At 60.8% G+C, this 14,999-nt stretch carries 12 protein-coding genes; 6 read left to right on the forward strand and 6 right to left on the reverse strand.

The features are described from left to right. The first annotated feature begins 227 nt into the window (after positions 1–227). The 3 genes from rdgC to sugE all read left to right on the forward strand — a co-directional run bounded on the left by rdgC (position 228) and on the right by sugE (position 2,621). A complete protein-coding gene (gene rdgC / locus AC1RME_RS07190; protein WP_007950430.1) occupies positions 228–1,148 on the forward strand; it encodes a recombination-associated protein RdgC in 921 nt (306 codons plus the stop codon). Between the two features lie 74 nt (positions 1,149–1,222). Beyond that, complete coding sequence (locus AC1RME_RS07195) at positions 1,223–2,188, forward strand: bile acid:sodium symporter family protein (RefSeq protein ID WP_493090867.1); 966 nt, start codon at positions 1,223–1,225, stop codon at positions 2,186–2,188. 118 nt (positions 2,189–2,306) lie between these two features. Next, the gene (gene sugE, locus AC1RME_RS07200) at positions 2,307–2,621 is read left to right on the forward strand and encodes a quaternary ammonium compound efflux SMR transporter SugE (RefSeq protein WP_085732315.1); all 315 of its coding nucleotides are present in this window, start codon (positions 2,307–2,309) and stop codon (positions 2,619–2,621) included. A 49-nt stretch (positions 2,622–2,670) separates the two neighbouring features. Here the strand turns inward: sugE and AC1RME_RS07205 are convergent, their stop codons facing one another. From AC1RME_RS07205 to AC1RME_RS07220, 4 genes are all read right to left on the reverse strand, one after another. Then, positions 2,671–4,545: an MFS transporter gene (locus AC1RME_RS07205; protein ID WP_192560132.1), complete on the reverse strand. Its 1,875-nt coding sequence runs from the start codon at positions 4,543–4,545 to the stop codon at positions 2,671–2,673. Positions 4,546–4,643: 98 nt separating this feature from the next. After that, on the reverse strand, positions 4,644–5,795 hold the full coding sequence (locus AC1RME_RS07210) for a TDT family transporter (protein WP_493090869.1): 1,152 nt from the start codon (positions 5,793–5,795) through the stop codon (positions 4,644–4,646). 105 nt (positions 5,796–5,900) lie between these two features. Then, positions 5,901–6,212 (reverse strand): cupin domain-containing protein, encoded by a 312-nt coding sequence (locus AC1RME_RS07215; protein ID WP_249484214.1) that lies wholly within the window; start codon positions 6,210–6,212, stop codon positions 5,901–5,903. Positions 6,213–6,264: 52 nt separating this feature from the next. Further along, on the reverse strand, positions 6,265–7,452 hold the full coding sequence (locus tag AC1RME_RS07220; protein WP_493090871.1) for an MFS transporter: 1,188 nt from the start codon (positions 7,450–7,452) through the stop codon (positions 6,265–6,267). Positions 7,453–7,543: 91 nt separating this feature from the next. On the opposite strand from AC1RME_RS07220, the gene AC1RME_RS07225 reads away from it, so the two are divergent. Together AC1RME_RS07225 and AC1RME_RS07230 are read left to right on the forward strand one after the other, a co-directional pair. Next, positions 7,544–8,086 carry a TetR/AcrR family transcriptional regulator gene (locus AC1RME_RS07225; RefSeq protein WP_096823007.1) on the forward strand — a complete coding sequence of 181 codons (543 nt, stop codon included), beginning with the start codon at positions 7,544–7,546 and terminating at the stop codon, positions 8,084–8,086. A gap of 136 nt (positions 8,087–8,222) precedes the next feature. Beyond that, entirely contained in the window at positions 8,223–11,693 is a 3,471-nt protein-coding gene (locus AC1RME_RS07230; protein ID WP_096823006.1) for a hybrid sensor histidine kinase/response regulator, read from the forward strand. A 23-nt stretch (positions 11,694–11,716) separates the two neighbouring features. On the opposite strand, the gene AC1RME_RS07235 is transcribed toward AC1RME_RS07230, so the two are convergent. Further along, complete coding sequence (locus AC1RME_RS07235; protein ID WP_176504913.1) at positions 11,717–13,081, reverse strand: DNA recombination protein RmuC; 1,365 nt, start codon at positions 13,079–13,081, stop codon at positions 11,717–11,719. 175 nt (positions 13,082–13,256) lie between these two features. Beyond that, complete coding sequence (locus tag AC1RME_RS07240; RefSeq protein WP_096823004.1) at positions 13,257–13,580, reverse strand: SEL1-like repeat protein; 324 nt, start codon at positions 13,578–13,580, stop codon at positions 13,257–13,259. Between the two features lie 953 nt (positions 13,581–14,533). Between AC1RME_RS07240 and AC1RME_RS07245 the strand changes: the two genes are divergently transcribed. After that, positions 14,534–14,758: a hypothetical protein gene (locus AC1RME_RS07245; RefSeq protein ID WP_007950419.1), complete on the forward strand. Its 225-nt coding sequence runs from the start codon at positions 14,534–14,536 to the stop codon at positions 14,756–14,758. Positions 14,759–14,999 lie beyond the last annotated feature (241 nt).

Below are 14,999 nucleotides of genomic sequence, written 5' to 3' on the forward strand. Positions count from 1 at the left end.
GATGACGGGATCGAACCGCCGACATTCTGCTTGTAAGGCAGACGCTCTCCCAGCTGAGCTAATCACCCTTCGCTTCGGTGTGGCGCGCATTCTACGGAGCGACCCAACCTCTGGCAAGCACTTTTTTAATTAATTTTCTCAGGCCTTCCAAAGGCTTAGAGAAGGGTTGGCCTATGACCCGGCGAAGACAATAATGCCCCCCTTTGTATAAAGGAGAGACTCACCCCATGTGGTTCAAGAACCTGCTTATCTATCGCCTGACCCAAGACCTGCCTGTCGATGCCGAGGCGCTGGAAACTGCACTGGCCACCAAACTGGCGCGTCCATGTGCAAGCCAGGAGTTGACCACCTACGGTTTCGTCGCGCCGTTCGGCAAGGGCGAAGATGCACCACTGGTGCACGTCAGCGGTGACTTCCTGCTGATCTCCGCCCGTAAGGAAGAACGCATTCTGCCGGGCAGCGTCGTGCGCGACGCGGTCAAGGAAAAGGTCGAAGAGATCGAAGCCGAGCAGATGCGCAAGGTCTATAAGAAGGAACGCGATCAGATCAAGGATGAAATCATCCAGGCGTTCCTGCCGCGCGCCTTCATCCGCCGCTCGTCGACCTTCGCCGCCATCGCGCCGAAGCAAGGCCTGATTCTGGTCAACTCGGCGAGCCCGAAACGCGCCGAAGACCTGCTTTCCACCCTGCGTGAAGTGATCGGCACCCTGCCGGTTCGTCCGCTGACCGTGAAAACCGCACCGACTGCCGTGATGACCGAATGGGTCACCACCCAGCAAGCCGCTCCGGACTTCTTCGTCCTGGACGAGTGCGAACTGCGCGACACCCACGAAGATGGCGGCATCGTGCGTTGCAAGCGTCAGGACCTGACCAGCGAAGAAATCCAGCTGCACCTGAGCACCGGCAAAGTGGTGACTCAACTGTCGCTGGCCTGGCAGGACAAACTGTCATTCATGCTCGACGACAAGATGACCGTCAAACGCCTGAAGTTCGAAGATCTGTTGCAGGATCAGGCGGAACAGGACGGCGGCGACGAAGCCCTCGGTCAACTGGACGCCAGCTTCACCCTGATGATGCTGACGTTCGGCGACTTCCTGCCGGCGCTGGTCGAAGCGCTGGGTGGTGAAGAGACGCCGCAGGGGATCTAAGCCTCTGCGCAGTCTTTGAGTTATCTTCAAACGCCACCGCTTCGGTGGCGTTTTCACATAATAAGGAATAGGCCATGCGCGCACTGGCTGCACTGAGTCGTTTTGTCGGCAACACCTTCGCTTACTGGGTTCTGATTTTCGCCGTGGTCGCGTTTCTGCAACCGGCCTGGTTCCTCGGTCTGAAAGGCGCAATCGTGCCGCTGCTAGGGCTGGTGATGTTCGGCATGGGCCTGACCCTCAAACTCGACGACTTCGCCGCCGTCGCCCGCCACCCATGGCGCGTGGCGCTGGGCGTGGTTGCGCATTTCGTGATCATGCCGGGGATGGCATGGTTGCTTTGCCAGGTTTTTCACCTGCCGCCGGAAATCGCCGTCGGGGTGATTCTGGTCGGTTGCTGCCCGAGCGGCACGTCCTCGAACGTCATGACCTGGCTGGCCCGGGGCGATCTGGCATTGTCAGTGGCCATCGCCGCCGTCACCACCCTCCTCGCCCCGCTGCTGACACCGGCGCTGATCTGGCTGCTGGCCTCCGCGTGGTTGCCGGTTTCGTTCATGGAATTGTTCTGGTCGATCCTGCAAGTAGTGCTGCTGCCGATCATCCTCGGCGTGGTGGCGCAGCGACTGCTTGGCGACAAGGTTCGGCATGCGGTGGAAGTATTGCCGCTGGTGTCAGTGGTCAGCATCGTGATCATCGTCGCCGCCGTGGTTGCCGCCAGTCAGGCAAAAATCGCCGAATCCGGCCTGCTGATCATGGCGGTGGTGATGCTGCACAACAGCTTCGGCTATTTGCTGGGTTACTTCACCGGGCGTCTGTTCGGTTTGCCGCTGGCTCAGCGCAAGTCCCTGGCGCTGGAGGTCGGCATGCAGAACTCCGGGCTCGGCGCTGCGTTGGCCAGTGCGCACTTTTCGCCACTGGCGGCGGTGCCGAGCGCGCTGTTCAGCGTGTGGCACAACATTTCCGGGGCGCTGCTGTCGACGTACTTCCGCCGAATGAGCGAAAAGGAAGACCGTGAAACGTTGGCCCAACAGGCAGCCGACTGAGCCCGGATCAATGCGCGGCGCACAATTTTAGGTAGTATGTGCGCCACGCGGGGACGACCCTGCGGCTCAATCGAGTTTTCAATCTGGGGACGGCCCCGTCAATCGATGGAGGTCTTTCATGTCCTGGATCATTCTGTTTTTCGCCGGCCTGTTCGAAGTCGGCTGGGCCGTCGGCCTCAAATACACCGATGGTTTCAGCCGTCCGCTGCCCACTGTTCTCACCGTCGCGGCCATGGCTGTCAGTCTTGGCCTGCTGGGTCTGGCGATGAAAGAACTGCCGCTGGGCACGGCTTATGCGATCTGGACTGGCGTTGGCGCCGTGGGCACAGTGATTGCCGGGATCATTCTGTTTGGCGAGTCGATGGCATTGATTCGGCTGGCCAGCGTTGCACTGATCATCACCGGATTGATCGGGCTCAAGGTCAGCGCCTGAGCTGTTGCCGCCATCACCGATGTATCGGTGATGGCGGCTTCACAAACAACTATCTGACGGTCCCGCGCAACTCTCCCACCAACGCCTGCAACTCGGCAGGCTGCGCCGCCTCGACCGCCACCGGCGAACCCGCGACCAGCGTTACCCGCGACCACAAACGGTGAAAAAGCCCTTTCTTGGGATCGCGGCTGAAGAAACTCCCCCACAACCCCTGCAACGCCAGCGGAATCACCGGCACCGGTGTCTCTTCGAGAATCCGCGTCAGCCCGCCCTTGAACTCGTTGATCTCGCCATCGGCAGTCAACTTGCCTTCGGGGAAGATGCAGACAAGCTCACCGTCCTTCAGATACTGGGCTATCCGGGTGAAAGCCTTTTCGTAGATCTGGATGTCTTCCTGGCGTCCGGCGATAGGAATGGTGCCCGCCGTACGGAAGATAAAGTTCAGCACCGGCAGGTTGTAGATCTTGTAGTACATGACAAAGCGAATCGGCCGACGCACCGCGCCGCCAATCAGCAACGCATCGACGAACGAAACGTGGTTGCACACCAGCAACGCCGCGCCCTCATCGGGAATCGCTTCAAGGTTGCGATGCTCGACGCGGTACATGGAATGGCTGAGCAGCCAGATCATGAAACGCATGCTGAACTCGGGGACGATCTTGAAGATGTAGGCGTTGACGCCGATGTTGAGCAGCGACACCACCAGGAACAGCTGTGGAATCGACAGTTTGACCACACTCAACAACACGATGGAAACGATGGCCGAAATCACCATGAACAGCGCGTTGAGAATGTTGTTGGCCGCAATCACCCGCGCCCGCTCGTTCTCGGCGGTGCGCGACTGGATCAACGCATACAGCGGCACAATGTAGAAACCGCCAAAGATGCCAAGGCCGAGGATGTCGACCAGTACCGCCCAGGCGTGGCCGAAGCCCAGCACTTCAGTCCAGCTATGGCCAACGGCGCTCTCCGGAATACCACCGGAATGCCACCACAGCAACAGCCCGAAAACCGTCAGGCCAAACGAACCGAACGGCACCAGACCGATCTCGACCTTGCGCCCGGAAAGTTTCTCGCAAAGCATGGAGCCGAGGGCGATGCCGACCGAAAACACCGTGAGAATCAAGGTGACCACGGTTTCATCGCCGTGCATCCATTCCTTGGCGTAGGCCGGGATCTGTGTCAGATAAATCGCCCCGACAAACCAGAACCACGAGTTGCCGACAATCGAGCGCGACACCGCCGGCGTCTGGCCCAACCCGAGTTTCAGCGTGGCCCAGGACTGGCTGAAAATGTTCCAGTTCAGGCGCATTTCCGGAGAAGCGGCCGCCGCGCGGGGAATGCTGCGGCTGGCGAGGTAACCGAGTACGGCGATACCGACAATTGCGGTCGACACCAGTGGCGCATAGTGCGACGAGGACATGATGACCCCGGCACCAATGGTGCCGGCCAGGATCGCCAGGAACGTGCCCATTTCCACCAGACCGTTGCCGCCGACCAGTTCATCCTCGTGCAAGGCCTGCGGCAGGATCGAGTACTTCACTGGCCCGAACAGCGCCGAGTGTGTGCCCATGGCGAACAGCGCCACCAGCATCAGCGACAAGTGGTCGAACAGGAAGCCGACCGATCCCACCGCCATGATGGCGATTTCCGCCAGTTTGATCAGACGGATCAGCGCATCCTTGGCGAACTTTTCTCCGAACTGTCCGGCCAGCGCCGAAAACAGGAAGAACGGCAGAATAAACAGCAACGCACACAGGTTGACCCAGATCGAACGGTCACCTTCGATGGTCAGCCGATAGAGAATGGCGAGGATCAGCGACTGCTTGAACACGTTGTCGTTGAACGCGCCCAGCGACTGGGTGATGAAAAACGGCAGGAAGCGCCGGGTACGCAGCAGGTTGAACTGTGAGGGGTGACTCATCTTCCGTGTGTCCCTGATGTTGGGTAGCGAGTGGCCTGGATACGCTTATTGGAATGTCGATCCGCGATCCAGGCCACACCTTACCTAAACTTTTCAGGTTATTTCTTCAAACCTGCAATGCACGGTGAAACAAACAGCTCGCCGCGCCATGCGCCTTGCAGCGTGCGCTTGCCGACGATCAGCCACATCACTGCCAGCAACGTCACCAGCACACAACCGGCCACGCTGAAGAACGTCAGGTTCAAGGTGCTGCTCAATTTCAGGGTCGCCAGCGAATACACGCCCAACGGGAAGGTAAATCCCCACCAGCCAAGGTTGAACGGGATGCCGTCGCGCAGGTAACGCACGGTGATCAGCAGCGCCATCAACATCCACCACAAGCCAAAGCCCCAGAGCGTGATCCCTGCTATCAGGCCCAGGCCCGAAGCGATTTCACCGATGCCCGGCATGCCATTGGCCGCGAAGATCGCCGGCGCATCCCCGCCCAGCAGCAACATGCCCAGGGCACCGGTGCCGATCGGCCCCAGAGCGAGCCAGCTCGAAGCCGCCATGTTTTCGTGGGGCAGTTTGTGCAGGGCCATGCGCAACAGCAGGATGGTCAGAATGCTGAACGCCACGGGTAGGGAAAAGGCCCAGAGCACGTAGCTCGTCGCCAGCACCACCAGTTGCAAGTGCGCGTCGGCCAGATGCGGCGCCAGCAGTCCGCCGCTGGCTGCCGCCACTTCTGCCGCCACCACCGGCAACAGCCAGACAGCGGTCATCTGATCGATGCTGTGTTCCTGGCGGGTGAACATCATGTAGGGAATCAGCACACCGCAGGCCAGCGACATCGCCACGTCCAGCCACCACAGCACTTCGGCGAGGTGAATCACACCGTCGCCCCAGCGCGGCAGACCGAACAACAGAAAACCGTTGATGATGGTCGCCAGGCCCATGGGAATGGTGCCGAAGAACATCGAAACCGTGGAGTGCCCGAAAATCCGCCGCGCTTCGTCGAAGAACAGAATCCAGCGCGCGGTGTAGGCAGCGGTAAACAGCACGAACAACAGAATGTTGAACATCCACAACCCTTCGGCCACGGCGTGCAGCCCCGGGATGGCGAAAGGCAGTTGTGCCAGCGCCAACGCCAGCACGCCGGTACCCATGGTCGCGGCGAACCAGTTCGGTGTGAATTGACGGATCACTTCACGCGGATGCTGAAGCTGGCTGAAAGGCTTGATGCCGGGTTTGGCACTGTTGGGGCAAGTCATCATGAACTCCTGTCCTCAGGTGAGGTTGAGCCCATGGTAGAACCGAATCGAATATCTATATAACGGGTAATATCTCTAACTGTTATCTGTTTTGTAGATATGCAGTCAGACGCTGCCTTCGGTTTCAATCACCAGAATCCGCGCAGCGCCTTGCGGATGAGCAACATGCTCCGTGCCGATGGACGCGTAGAAGATGTCACCGACATCGAGCTGCACCTGCTTTTCCTCGCCTGCTTCGCGGTAGTGCATGAGCACCTGACCGTCGAGCACCACGAACACTTCCTCGCCATCGTTGACGTGCCATTTGTACGGCTGATCAGTCCAGTGCAATCGCGTGGTGATGCCGTTCATGTTGGCGATGTCGAGCGCGCCCCAGGCACGCTCGGCAGTGAAGGTCTTGCTGCGGATAATCTTCATGAATCGATCCGTGAGAAGAATGGGCTGGCCAAGGCTAACCGAATCCGCCGGCTTATGGCGCGCTACAGGTCTTGGCCGCTTGTGGACGGAAACTCATCAGCAGCGCGCCGACTGCCAGCACGATCAGCACCGCACCATACACATCGGTGGTGGCCAGCAGGCCCAGGCTGTGGGTGAAGTGCCCGGCCAGCAATGCCGGCAGGCAGAACGCCAGGTAACTCAGCACATAAAATGCCGACATCAACCCGGCCCGTTCATGGGGCAACGCCAGCGGCACCAGACTGCGCACCGCACCGAGAAAACCGGAGCCAAATCCACAACCGGCGACCAGCGTGCCGAAAAAGAACAGTGACAGACTGGCGCTGTGCACCCCCAACAGAATCAGCACGATGCCGGCCGGCAACAGGCTTGCGCCAAGTTGCAGTGCCCGGGAGGCTGGACGGTTACGCAAGGTGAAAATCATCAGCGCACCGGTCACGGTCAACGCCGCCACAGTCGCGCCGCCGATCAGATTGGAGGTGGAACCGGTCGCCGTGCGCACCAGTGACGGGGCCAGCGAGGCATAAAATCCGCCGAGCGCCCAGGTCGCGGTGTTCAGCGGCAACACTCGCCACAGCGTCGAACGCGCCTGAACCGGCACATGCAGGGTCGGCCGCAACGAGGCCCAGGCCCCCGCTTGCGGCGAGACGCTTTCCGGCAAGCGCCAGACATAGATCCCCTGCAACACAAACAGCACGAGCAGCAGCCAATAGGTCAGTTGCAGTGGCGCGGGCGCGAATTCCGCCAGCAAACCGCAACCCATCGCACCGAGCGCCATGCCGAGCAACGGCGCGACGCTGTTGATCAGCGGCCCTTGCTGGCGATCGGTGTCCAGCAGTGTCGCGCTCAACACGGCAGTGGCCATGCCAGTGGCAAACCCTTGCAGCACCCGCGCGCCGATCAGCCAGCCCACGCTGTCGGCGTAGACAAACAGCAGCATCGCCACGGCATTCAGGACCACGGCGGTGAAAATCACCGGTTTGCGGCCCAGGTGATCCGACAGCGAACCGACCGTCAGCAGCGCGGCCAGCAGACTCAGCGCGTAAACGCCGAAAATCAGGGTCAGCACCGCCGCCGAGAAATGCAGGTGATCCTGGTACAGGTGATACAACGGCGTCGGCACGGTGGAAGCGGCGAGAAAACTGAGTAAGGTGATCGCCAGAAACCACAGGCTGGAACGGTTGGAAGCAAGGCGGGTCATGGACATACTCCTTAAAAGCTATTTTTTTGCTTTTGCGGAGTGTGCTCCCGACTTGCGCTTAAAGCAAATTCTTTGTGTTAAGGTCTGGCACATGCCTATTAAAGAAAGTAGCCGTCCCGGCGGCCGAAGCGCCCGGGTACAGGAATCGATTCACGGCGCCGTGCGCGCACTCCTCGAAGAGCAGGAGCGCTCCACCGTGACCGTTCCGCAGATTGCCGCGCGGGCCGGGGTCACGCCCTCGACCATTTATCGGCGCTGGGGCGATCTGTCGGCGCTGCTCGCCGACGTCGCCCTCGCCCGCCTGCGTCCTGAAAGCGATCCGCTGGAAACCGGCAGCCTGCGCGGCGATATCCGCGCTTGGGCCGAGCAGTATCTGGACGAAATGAGTTCCGAGCCGGGGCGCAATGTCATGCGCGACGTGCAGGCCAGCGCGACACCGGGATTCTGCATCGCGATCATTGCCGATCAGTTGCAGACCATTGTCGATCGCTTCCCGGATCAGTCGCCACCGAGCGTGGATCACCTGATCAACCTGGTGGTTTCGCCAACGGTGTTCCGCATCCTGTTTGCCGTGGCGCCGCTGGAAGTCGAAGAACTGCACCGGCTGATCGACATCGCGCTGCGCCAGGACTGACAGCGCAGAACCGCCCGGTTCTGCGCCTGCGACACCCCGCCACGCCACGACCTTGGTCGACACTGACTAACCGCCGCGCACATGCGAGACTGTCTGGCCGGGCGCGAGTCCGGTCGTATTTTGTCGGGAGTGCTCCATGTCGTTGTCCAGCGGGCTGATCGCCGCCGTCGCCCTGGCCTATATGGCCATCATGTTCGCCATCGCCTTCTACGGCGACCGTCGCAGCGCGCCGTTGCCGCCGCGGATGCGTGCCTGGGTGTACAGCCTGTCGCTGGCGGTCTACTGCACCAGCTGGACGTTCTTCGGCGCGGTCGGTCAGGCGGCCGAACAGTTGTGGTCATTTCTGCCGATCTACCTCGGGCCGATCCTGCTGTTGCTGGGCGCGCCGTGGGTCCTGCAAAAAATGGTGATGATCAGCAAGCAGGAGAACATCACCTCCATTGCCGACTTCATCGCCGCCCGTTATGGCAAATCCCAATCGCTGGCGGTGGTGGTTGCGCTGATCTGTCTGGTCGGCGTTCTCCCTTATATAGCCTTGCAACTCAAAGGCATTGTCCTCGGCGTAAACCTGCTGATCGGTGCCGGTGCCGACGCCATGGGCACCCGCGCCCAGGACACGGCGCTGATCGTGTCTCTGGTGCTGGCGCTGTTCACCATTGTTTTCGGCACGCGCAACCTCGACGCCACCGAGCACCACCGGGGCATGGTGCTGGCGATTGCGTTCGAGTCGCTGGTGAAGTTGTTCGCCTTCCTCGCCGTCGGCGCCTTCGTCACTTATGGCCTGTATGACGGCTTCGACGACCTGTTCAATCAGGCAATGCTCGCCCCGCGCCTTGAGGAATACTGGAAAGAAACGATCAACTGGCCGTCGATGGTGGTGCAGACCGGCGTGGCGATGATGGCGATCATCTGCCTGCCCCGGCAATTCCACGTCACCGTGGTGGAAAACATCGATCCGCAGGACCTGCGTCTGGCCAAATGGGTGTTCCCGGCCTATCTCGCGTTGGCAGCGCTGTTTGTAGTCCCTATCGCCCTGGCCGGTCAGATGATGTTGCCCAGCTCCGTCATCCCGGACTCTTTCGTCATCAGCCTTCCATTGGCCCAGGCCCACCCGGCGCTGGCGATGCTGGCGTTCATTGGCGGCGCCTCGGCGGCCACCGGCATGGTGATCGTGGCGAGTGTGGCGCTGTCGACTATGGTCTCCAACGACATGCTGTTGCCGTGGCTGTTGCGGCGTAACAATGCCGAGCGGCCGTTCGAAGTGTTCCGTCAGTGGATGCTCTCGGTGCGCCGGGTCAGCATCGTGGTCATTCTGTTGCTGGCTTACGTCAGCTACCGCCTGCTTGGCTCCACCGCGAGCCTGGCAACCATCGGCCAGATTGCCTTCGCCGCCGTGACCCAACTGGCACCGGCCATGCTCGGCGCGCTGTACTGGAAACAGGCCAACCGCCGAGGCGTGTTCGCCGGTCTCGCCGCCGGCACATTCCTGTGGTTCTACACCCTGATCTTGCCGATTGCCGCCCGCAGTCTCGGTTGGTCGCTGGACACGTTCCCCGGCCTGGCCTGGCTGCACAGCAACCCGCTGAACCTGCCGATCACCCCGCTGACCCAAGGCGTGGTGCTGTCGTTGGCGGGTAACTTCACGTTGTTCGCCTGGGTCTCGGTGTTGTCGCGCACCCGGGTGTCGGAACACTGGCAGGCCGGGCGTTTCATCGGTCAGGAAATCAGTGCCAGGCCGAGCGCACGCTCGATGCTGGCGGTGCAGATCGACGACTTGCTGCAACTGGCGGCACGGTTTGTCGGTGAAGAACGTGCGCGGCAGAGCTTCATCCGCTTCGCTTATCGCCAAGGCAAGGGCTTCAACCCGAACCAGAACGCCGACGGTGAATGGATCGCTCACACCGAGCGATTGCTGGCCGGTGTCCTCGGCGCGTCTTCGACACGGGCTGTAGTAAAAGCCGCCATCGAAGGTCGGGAAATGCAGCTGGAGGACGTCGTCCGGATCGCCGACGAAGCCTCGGAAGTGTTGCAGTTCAACCGCGCGCTGCTGCAAGGCGCCATCGAGAACATCACGCAGGGCATCAGCGTGGTCGATCAGTCGCTGAAACTGGTGGCCTGGAACCGGCGCTATCTGGAGCTGTTCAACTACCCGGACGGTTTGATCAGCGTCGGCCGGCCGATCGCCGACATCATTCGCTACAACGCCGAACGCGGCTTGTGTGGCCCCGGCGAAGCGGAAGTCCACGTCGCCCGCCGCCTGCACTGGATGCGTCAGGGCCGCGCCCACACGTCTGAACGACTGTTCCCCAACGGCCGGGTGATCGAGCTGATCGGCAACCCGATGCCCGGTGGCGGTTTCGTCATGAGCTTCACCGACATCACCGCGTTCCGCGAAGCCGAGCAGGCGCTGACCGAGGCCAACGAAGGGCTGGAACAACGGGTCAGCGAACGGACTCAGGAACTGTCACAACTCAACGTCGCGCTGACCGAAGCCAAGGGCAATGCCGAAGCGGCCAACCAGTCAAAAACCCGCTTCCTAGCGGCAGTCAGCCACGACTTGATGCAGCCATTGAACGCCGCGCGGCTGTTCTCCGCCGCCCTCTCCCATCAGGACGACGGCTTGAGCGGCGAAGCGCAGAAACTGGTGCAGCACCTGGACAGTTCGCTGCGTTCGGCCGAAGACCTGATCAGCGACCTGCTGGACATTTCCCGCTTGGAAAACGGCAAGATCAACCCGGATCGCAAGCCGTTCGCGGTCAATGAGCTGTTCGATATTCTCGGCGCGGAGTTCAAGGCGCTGGCGCAGGAACAGGGCCTGAATTTCCGGGTGCGCGGCAGTCATTTGCGCATCGACAGCGACATCAAACTGCTACGGCGGATCCTGCAAAACTTCCTCACCAATGCCTTCCGCTACGCCAAAGGTCCGGTGTTGCTGGGCGTGCGTCGGCGTCAGGGCGAGGTTTGCCTGGAGGTCTGGGATCGCGGGCCGGGGATTCCGGAAGACAAGCAACAAGTGATTTTCGAGGAATTCAAACGCCTCGACAGCCATCAGACCCGCGCCGAGAAAGGCCTGGGCCTGGGCCTGGCGATTGCCGACGGCTTGTGCCGGGTGCTCGGGCATACCTTGCGTGTGCGTTCATGGCCGGGGCGCGGCAGCGTGTTCAGTGTGCGGGTGCCGCTGGCCCGCACGCAGACTGCCCAGCCGAGCGCTGCGGTCGAACTCAACGGCAAGTTGCACAGCGGCGCGCAGGTGCTGTGCATCGACAACGAAGACAGCATTCTGATCGGCATGAACAGCCTGCTCACGCGCTGGGGTTGTCAGGTGTGGACGGCGCGCAACCGCGAGGAATGCGCGGCCCTGCTCAACGATGGGGTGCGGCCGCAACTGGCGCTGGTGGATTTCCACCTCGACCACGGTGAGACCGGCACCGATCTGATGGCCTGGTTGCGTACGAGCCTGGGCGAACCGGTGCCCGGCGTGGTGATCAGCGCTGACGGACATCCGGAAACCGTGGCGCAGGTGCACGCGGCGGGGCTGGATTACCTGGCCAAACCGGTGAAACCGGCGGCGTTGCGGGCGTTGTTGAGTCGCTATTTGCCTCTCTAAAAGCGCCGCTCTGACAACGCCGCTTATTCAGGCAGCTCGACCAAGCCGTCGGCATCGGTCATTGCGCGTTCCAGCAGATCTGCCGGCAGGCTCTTGCTGGCCCGTGCGCCGAGCAGTTTGAGCTGCTCGCTGCGGCTGACAAGGTTGCCGCGCCCTTCTGTCAGCTTGTTTCGCGCTGCGCTGTAGGCTTTGTCCAGCTGTTGCAGACGATTACCGACTTCGTCCAGATCCTGAATGAACAACACGAACTTGTCGTACAGCCATCCGGCACGCTCGGCGATTTCCCGGGCGTTCTGGCTCTGGCGCTCCTGCTTCCACAGGCTGTCGATGACCCGCAGGGTGGCGAGCAGCGTGGTCGGGCTGACGATCACGATGTTGCGGTCGAAGGCTTCCTGGAACAGCGTCGGCTCGGCTTGCAACGCCGCAGAAAACGCCGCTTCGATGGGCACGAACAGCAAGACGAAATCGAGGCTGTGCAGCCCTTCCAGACGCTTGTAGTCCTTGCCGGCCAGGCCTTTGACGTGGCTGCGCAGCGACAGCACGTGCTGCTTCATGGCGATCTGGCCAATCGCATCGTCATCGGCCGCCACGTATTGCTGGTACGCCGTGAGGCTGACCTTGGAGTCGACCACCACTTGTTTATCGCCCGGCAGGTAAATGATCACATCCGGCTGAAAGCGCTCGCCGTCCGGGCCCTTGAGGTTGACCTGGGTCTGGTACTCGCGGCCCTTCTCCAGCCCGGCATGTTCCAGCACCCGTTCCAGAATCAGCTCGCCCCAGTTGCCCTGGGTTTTCTGGCCTTTCAGGGCACGGGTCAGGTTGGTCGCTTCATCGCTCAAGCGCAGGTTCAGTTGCTGCAGGCGCTCAAGCTCCTTGGCCAGCGAGAAGCGCTCGCGGGCCTCAGCCTGATAGCTTTCCTCGACACGCTTTTCGAAGGACTGGATGCGTTCTTTCAGCGGGTCGAGCAACTGCCCGAGACGCTGCTGGCTGGTTTCGGCGAAACGCTGTTCACGTTCATCAAAGATCTTGCCGGCCAGTTCGGCGAACTGGGCGCGCAACTCGTCACGGGAACCTTGCAGGTCATCGAGACGCTGCTGATGGCTTTCCTGCTGCTCACGCAACTCGGCACTCAGTGAAGCCGCCTGAGCGTCCAGGCGCCGCAGCTCGGCTTCCTTGTTGGCGCGCTCGAGGTTCCAGGCATGAGCGGCGTCACGGGCGTCGTCGCGCTCGATCTGCAACAGTTCGACTTCCCGGCGCACGGCCGCAAGATCCGCTTGTTTGGAGGCATTGGCCTGGCCGAGGTCGGCGACTTCGTCGCGACTGGCTTCGAGCTGGGCGTTGAGGCCGTCCTGGGCCATTTGTGCCATGGCCAGTCGTTCTTCGAGCAACGCGACTTCGGACTCGCCATGACTGGCCCGGCGCTGCAGTTGCCAGGCCAGCGCCAGCAGCGGCACGGCCGCGCCCGCCAACCCGAGCAAGATGCTGGTCAAGTCCATCGCCATAGTCATTCCCGCCGATCCGATAAAGTCTGAAGGTTAACCAAGGCGTCAGGTCTTGGACAGCTCAGTCTTCGATCAGGCCGAGTTCCTGTTGCGCACGTCGATCACCCGCACGGGCAGCCTGACGCAGCAGGTCCTGGCCGATACGACGATCCCGGGCATTGCCGCACTCACGGCACATCAACTGGCCAAGGCGACTTTGTGCAGCGACCACGCCTTCCCGGGCCGGTTGCTTGAGCAGGCGGCCGGCGAGGTGCTTGGCGTTCTGGCTGTCGCCCAGGCGCGGGCTGTCCAGCAGCCATTCGGCCACGCGCACGGAAAATCGCTTGGGAGCGGTAACACGAGAGGGTTGGGAGGTAACAGAATCTGGAGCTGAGCGAAACTTCATAAAGCACTGTGGGACAGATCGGAAGGCGCGCCACTCTACTCTTTTTTTCGCACAGGTAAAGTCGAAAAAAACCCGGCACGCCCGTGCTAGAGCAAGCGCTCGGGACAATCCACAGAAGCTGTGGATAACTCAGTGGACAACCGTCCCTGACTCGCCGCAAAGCCTTGTGGAATGGGGCCCGCAGTCAAACTGACGATTTTTTCACCAGTAAAAAAAAGCGATGTTTTTCATTGACTTAAACTTTCGTTACAGGCAGCCACCGGGGTCAGGATCGATGTGACAGCGTCGTTACCGTCCGCGCAACTAATGTGCACAAGTACCTGTTACGCGGTTATATCGGTGCGCTTTTTCGGGTCGTTTTGGCAGCCGGGTTGGGGATAAGCCCTTGCGCTTCGCGGGTTCGGCTTGCCCTCTGCGACGACCGACGGTCGGAATGTGAGCCAAATCGGGGCGGGGCCGGGGCTCGAGGCACCGTCTGTTGGTTCTTTTTAAAAATCAGGTTTGCCTTCCTCGAAGTGTTCCGTTAGTATCCGCGGCGTTAGTACCAAGCTGAAAGTCAATTCCGGTCGAACAAACCCCACGGTCAGCCTTCTCCCCGAGAAGCCTCCTCCGACAAAGCGGGACCGACCCCTCGATGGTTTCCAGGTAAATCTTGCGACGACACAGCCTTTGAATCGAATGCAAAGGGTGTTGCGAAGACCACTTACTCTGACCGAACCAACCTGCAAATTGATCAGGATCTTCACCCCGGGCCCAGAACCTTTGCCCTCGATGTGTTGCCTGCCCTCCTAAGTACCTACCTGCCAGCCCAAGCGCGCCAACTTATCAGCGCTTCAAACTGGCTGCTTTGTTCCAGTCGGGTTCTTCGTTCGACCAATGGTGGTCGACGTTACTGGAACGTTTTAACGTTGCACGGTTCTTATCCGTGTCATTTGTAGGAACACCTAATAACTATGTCTACTCAAATCCAGACTCAGGATGCCATTCGCACCCTAACCAACGCTTTTGCTCCAATGAACTGCCTGATCATGGCCGCTCGCAAAGGCTGCTTCAGCTTCACCGTGGTCAATGAACACGGGATCGCCCGCCACAGCGAGCGTCTGTACCCCGATCAGTACTCCAGCGCCGAACCGCTGCAGGCCGTGATTGATCGCACCCGTCAGGCATTGATCGCCTGAGAGGCCGAAATGGCTGCAAAAGCAAAAGCCCCGCCTGAAACGCGGGGCTTTTTATTGCCCGATGTTTCTCTTTTTGCCGCTCACGGTTAAGCACCAACCGATATAACGGTTATAACTGCTCGCCGGAAATATTTTAAAAACAGGCCTTTACGTCGCGAATATGACACTACACTTCAACTCAAGCGGCGTGATCCGCTTCCGGCGGGCCTGAGTCGATTCACAGCTGCCAAGCTCCCCTTCA

The organism is Pseudomonas sp. GW822-FHT03F08 (genome assembly GCF_058801265.1).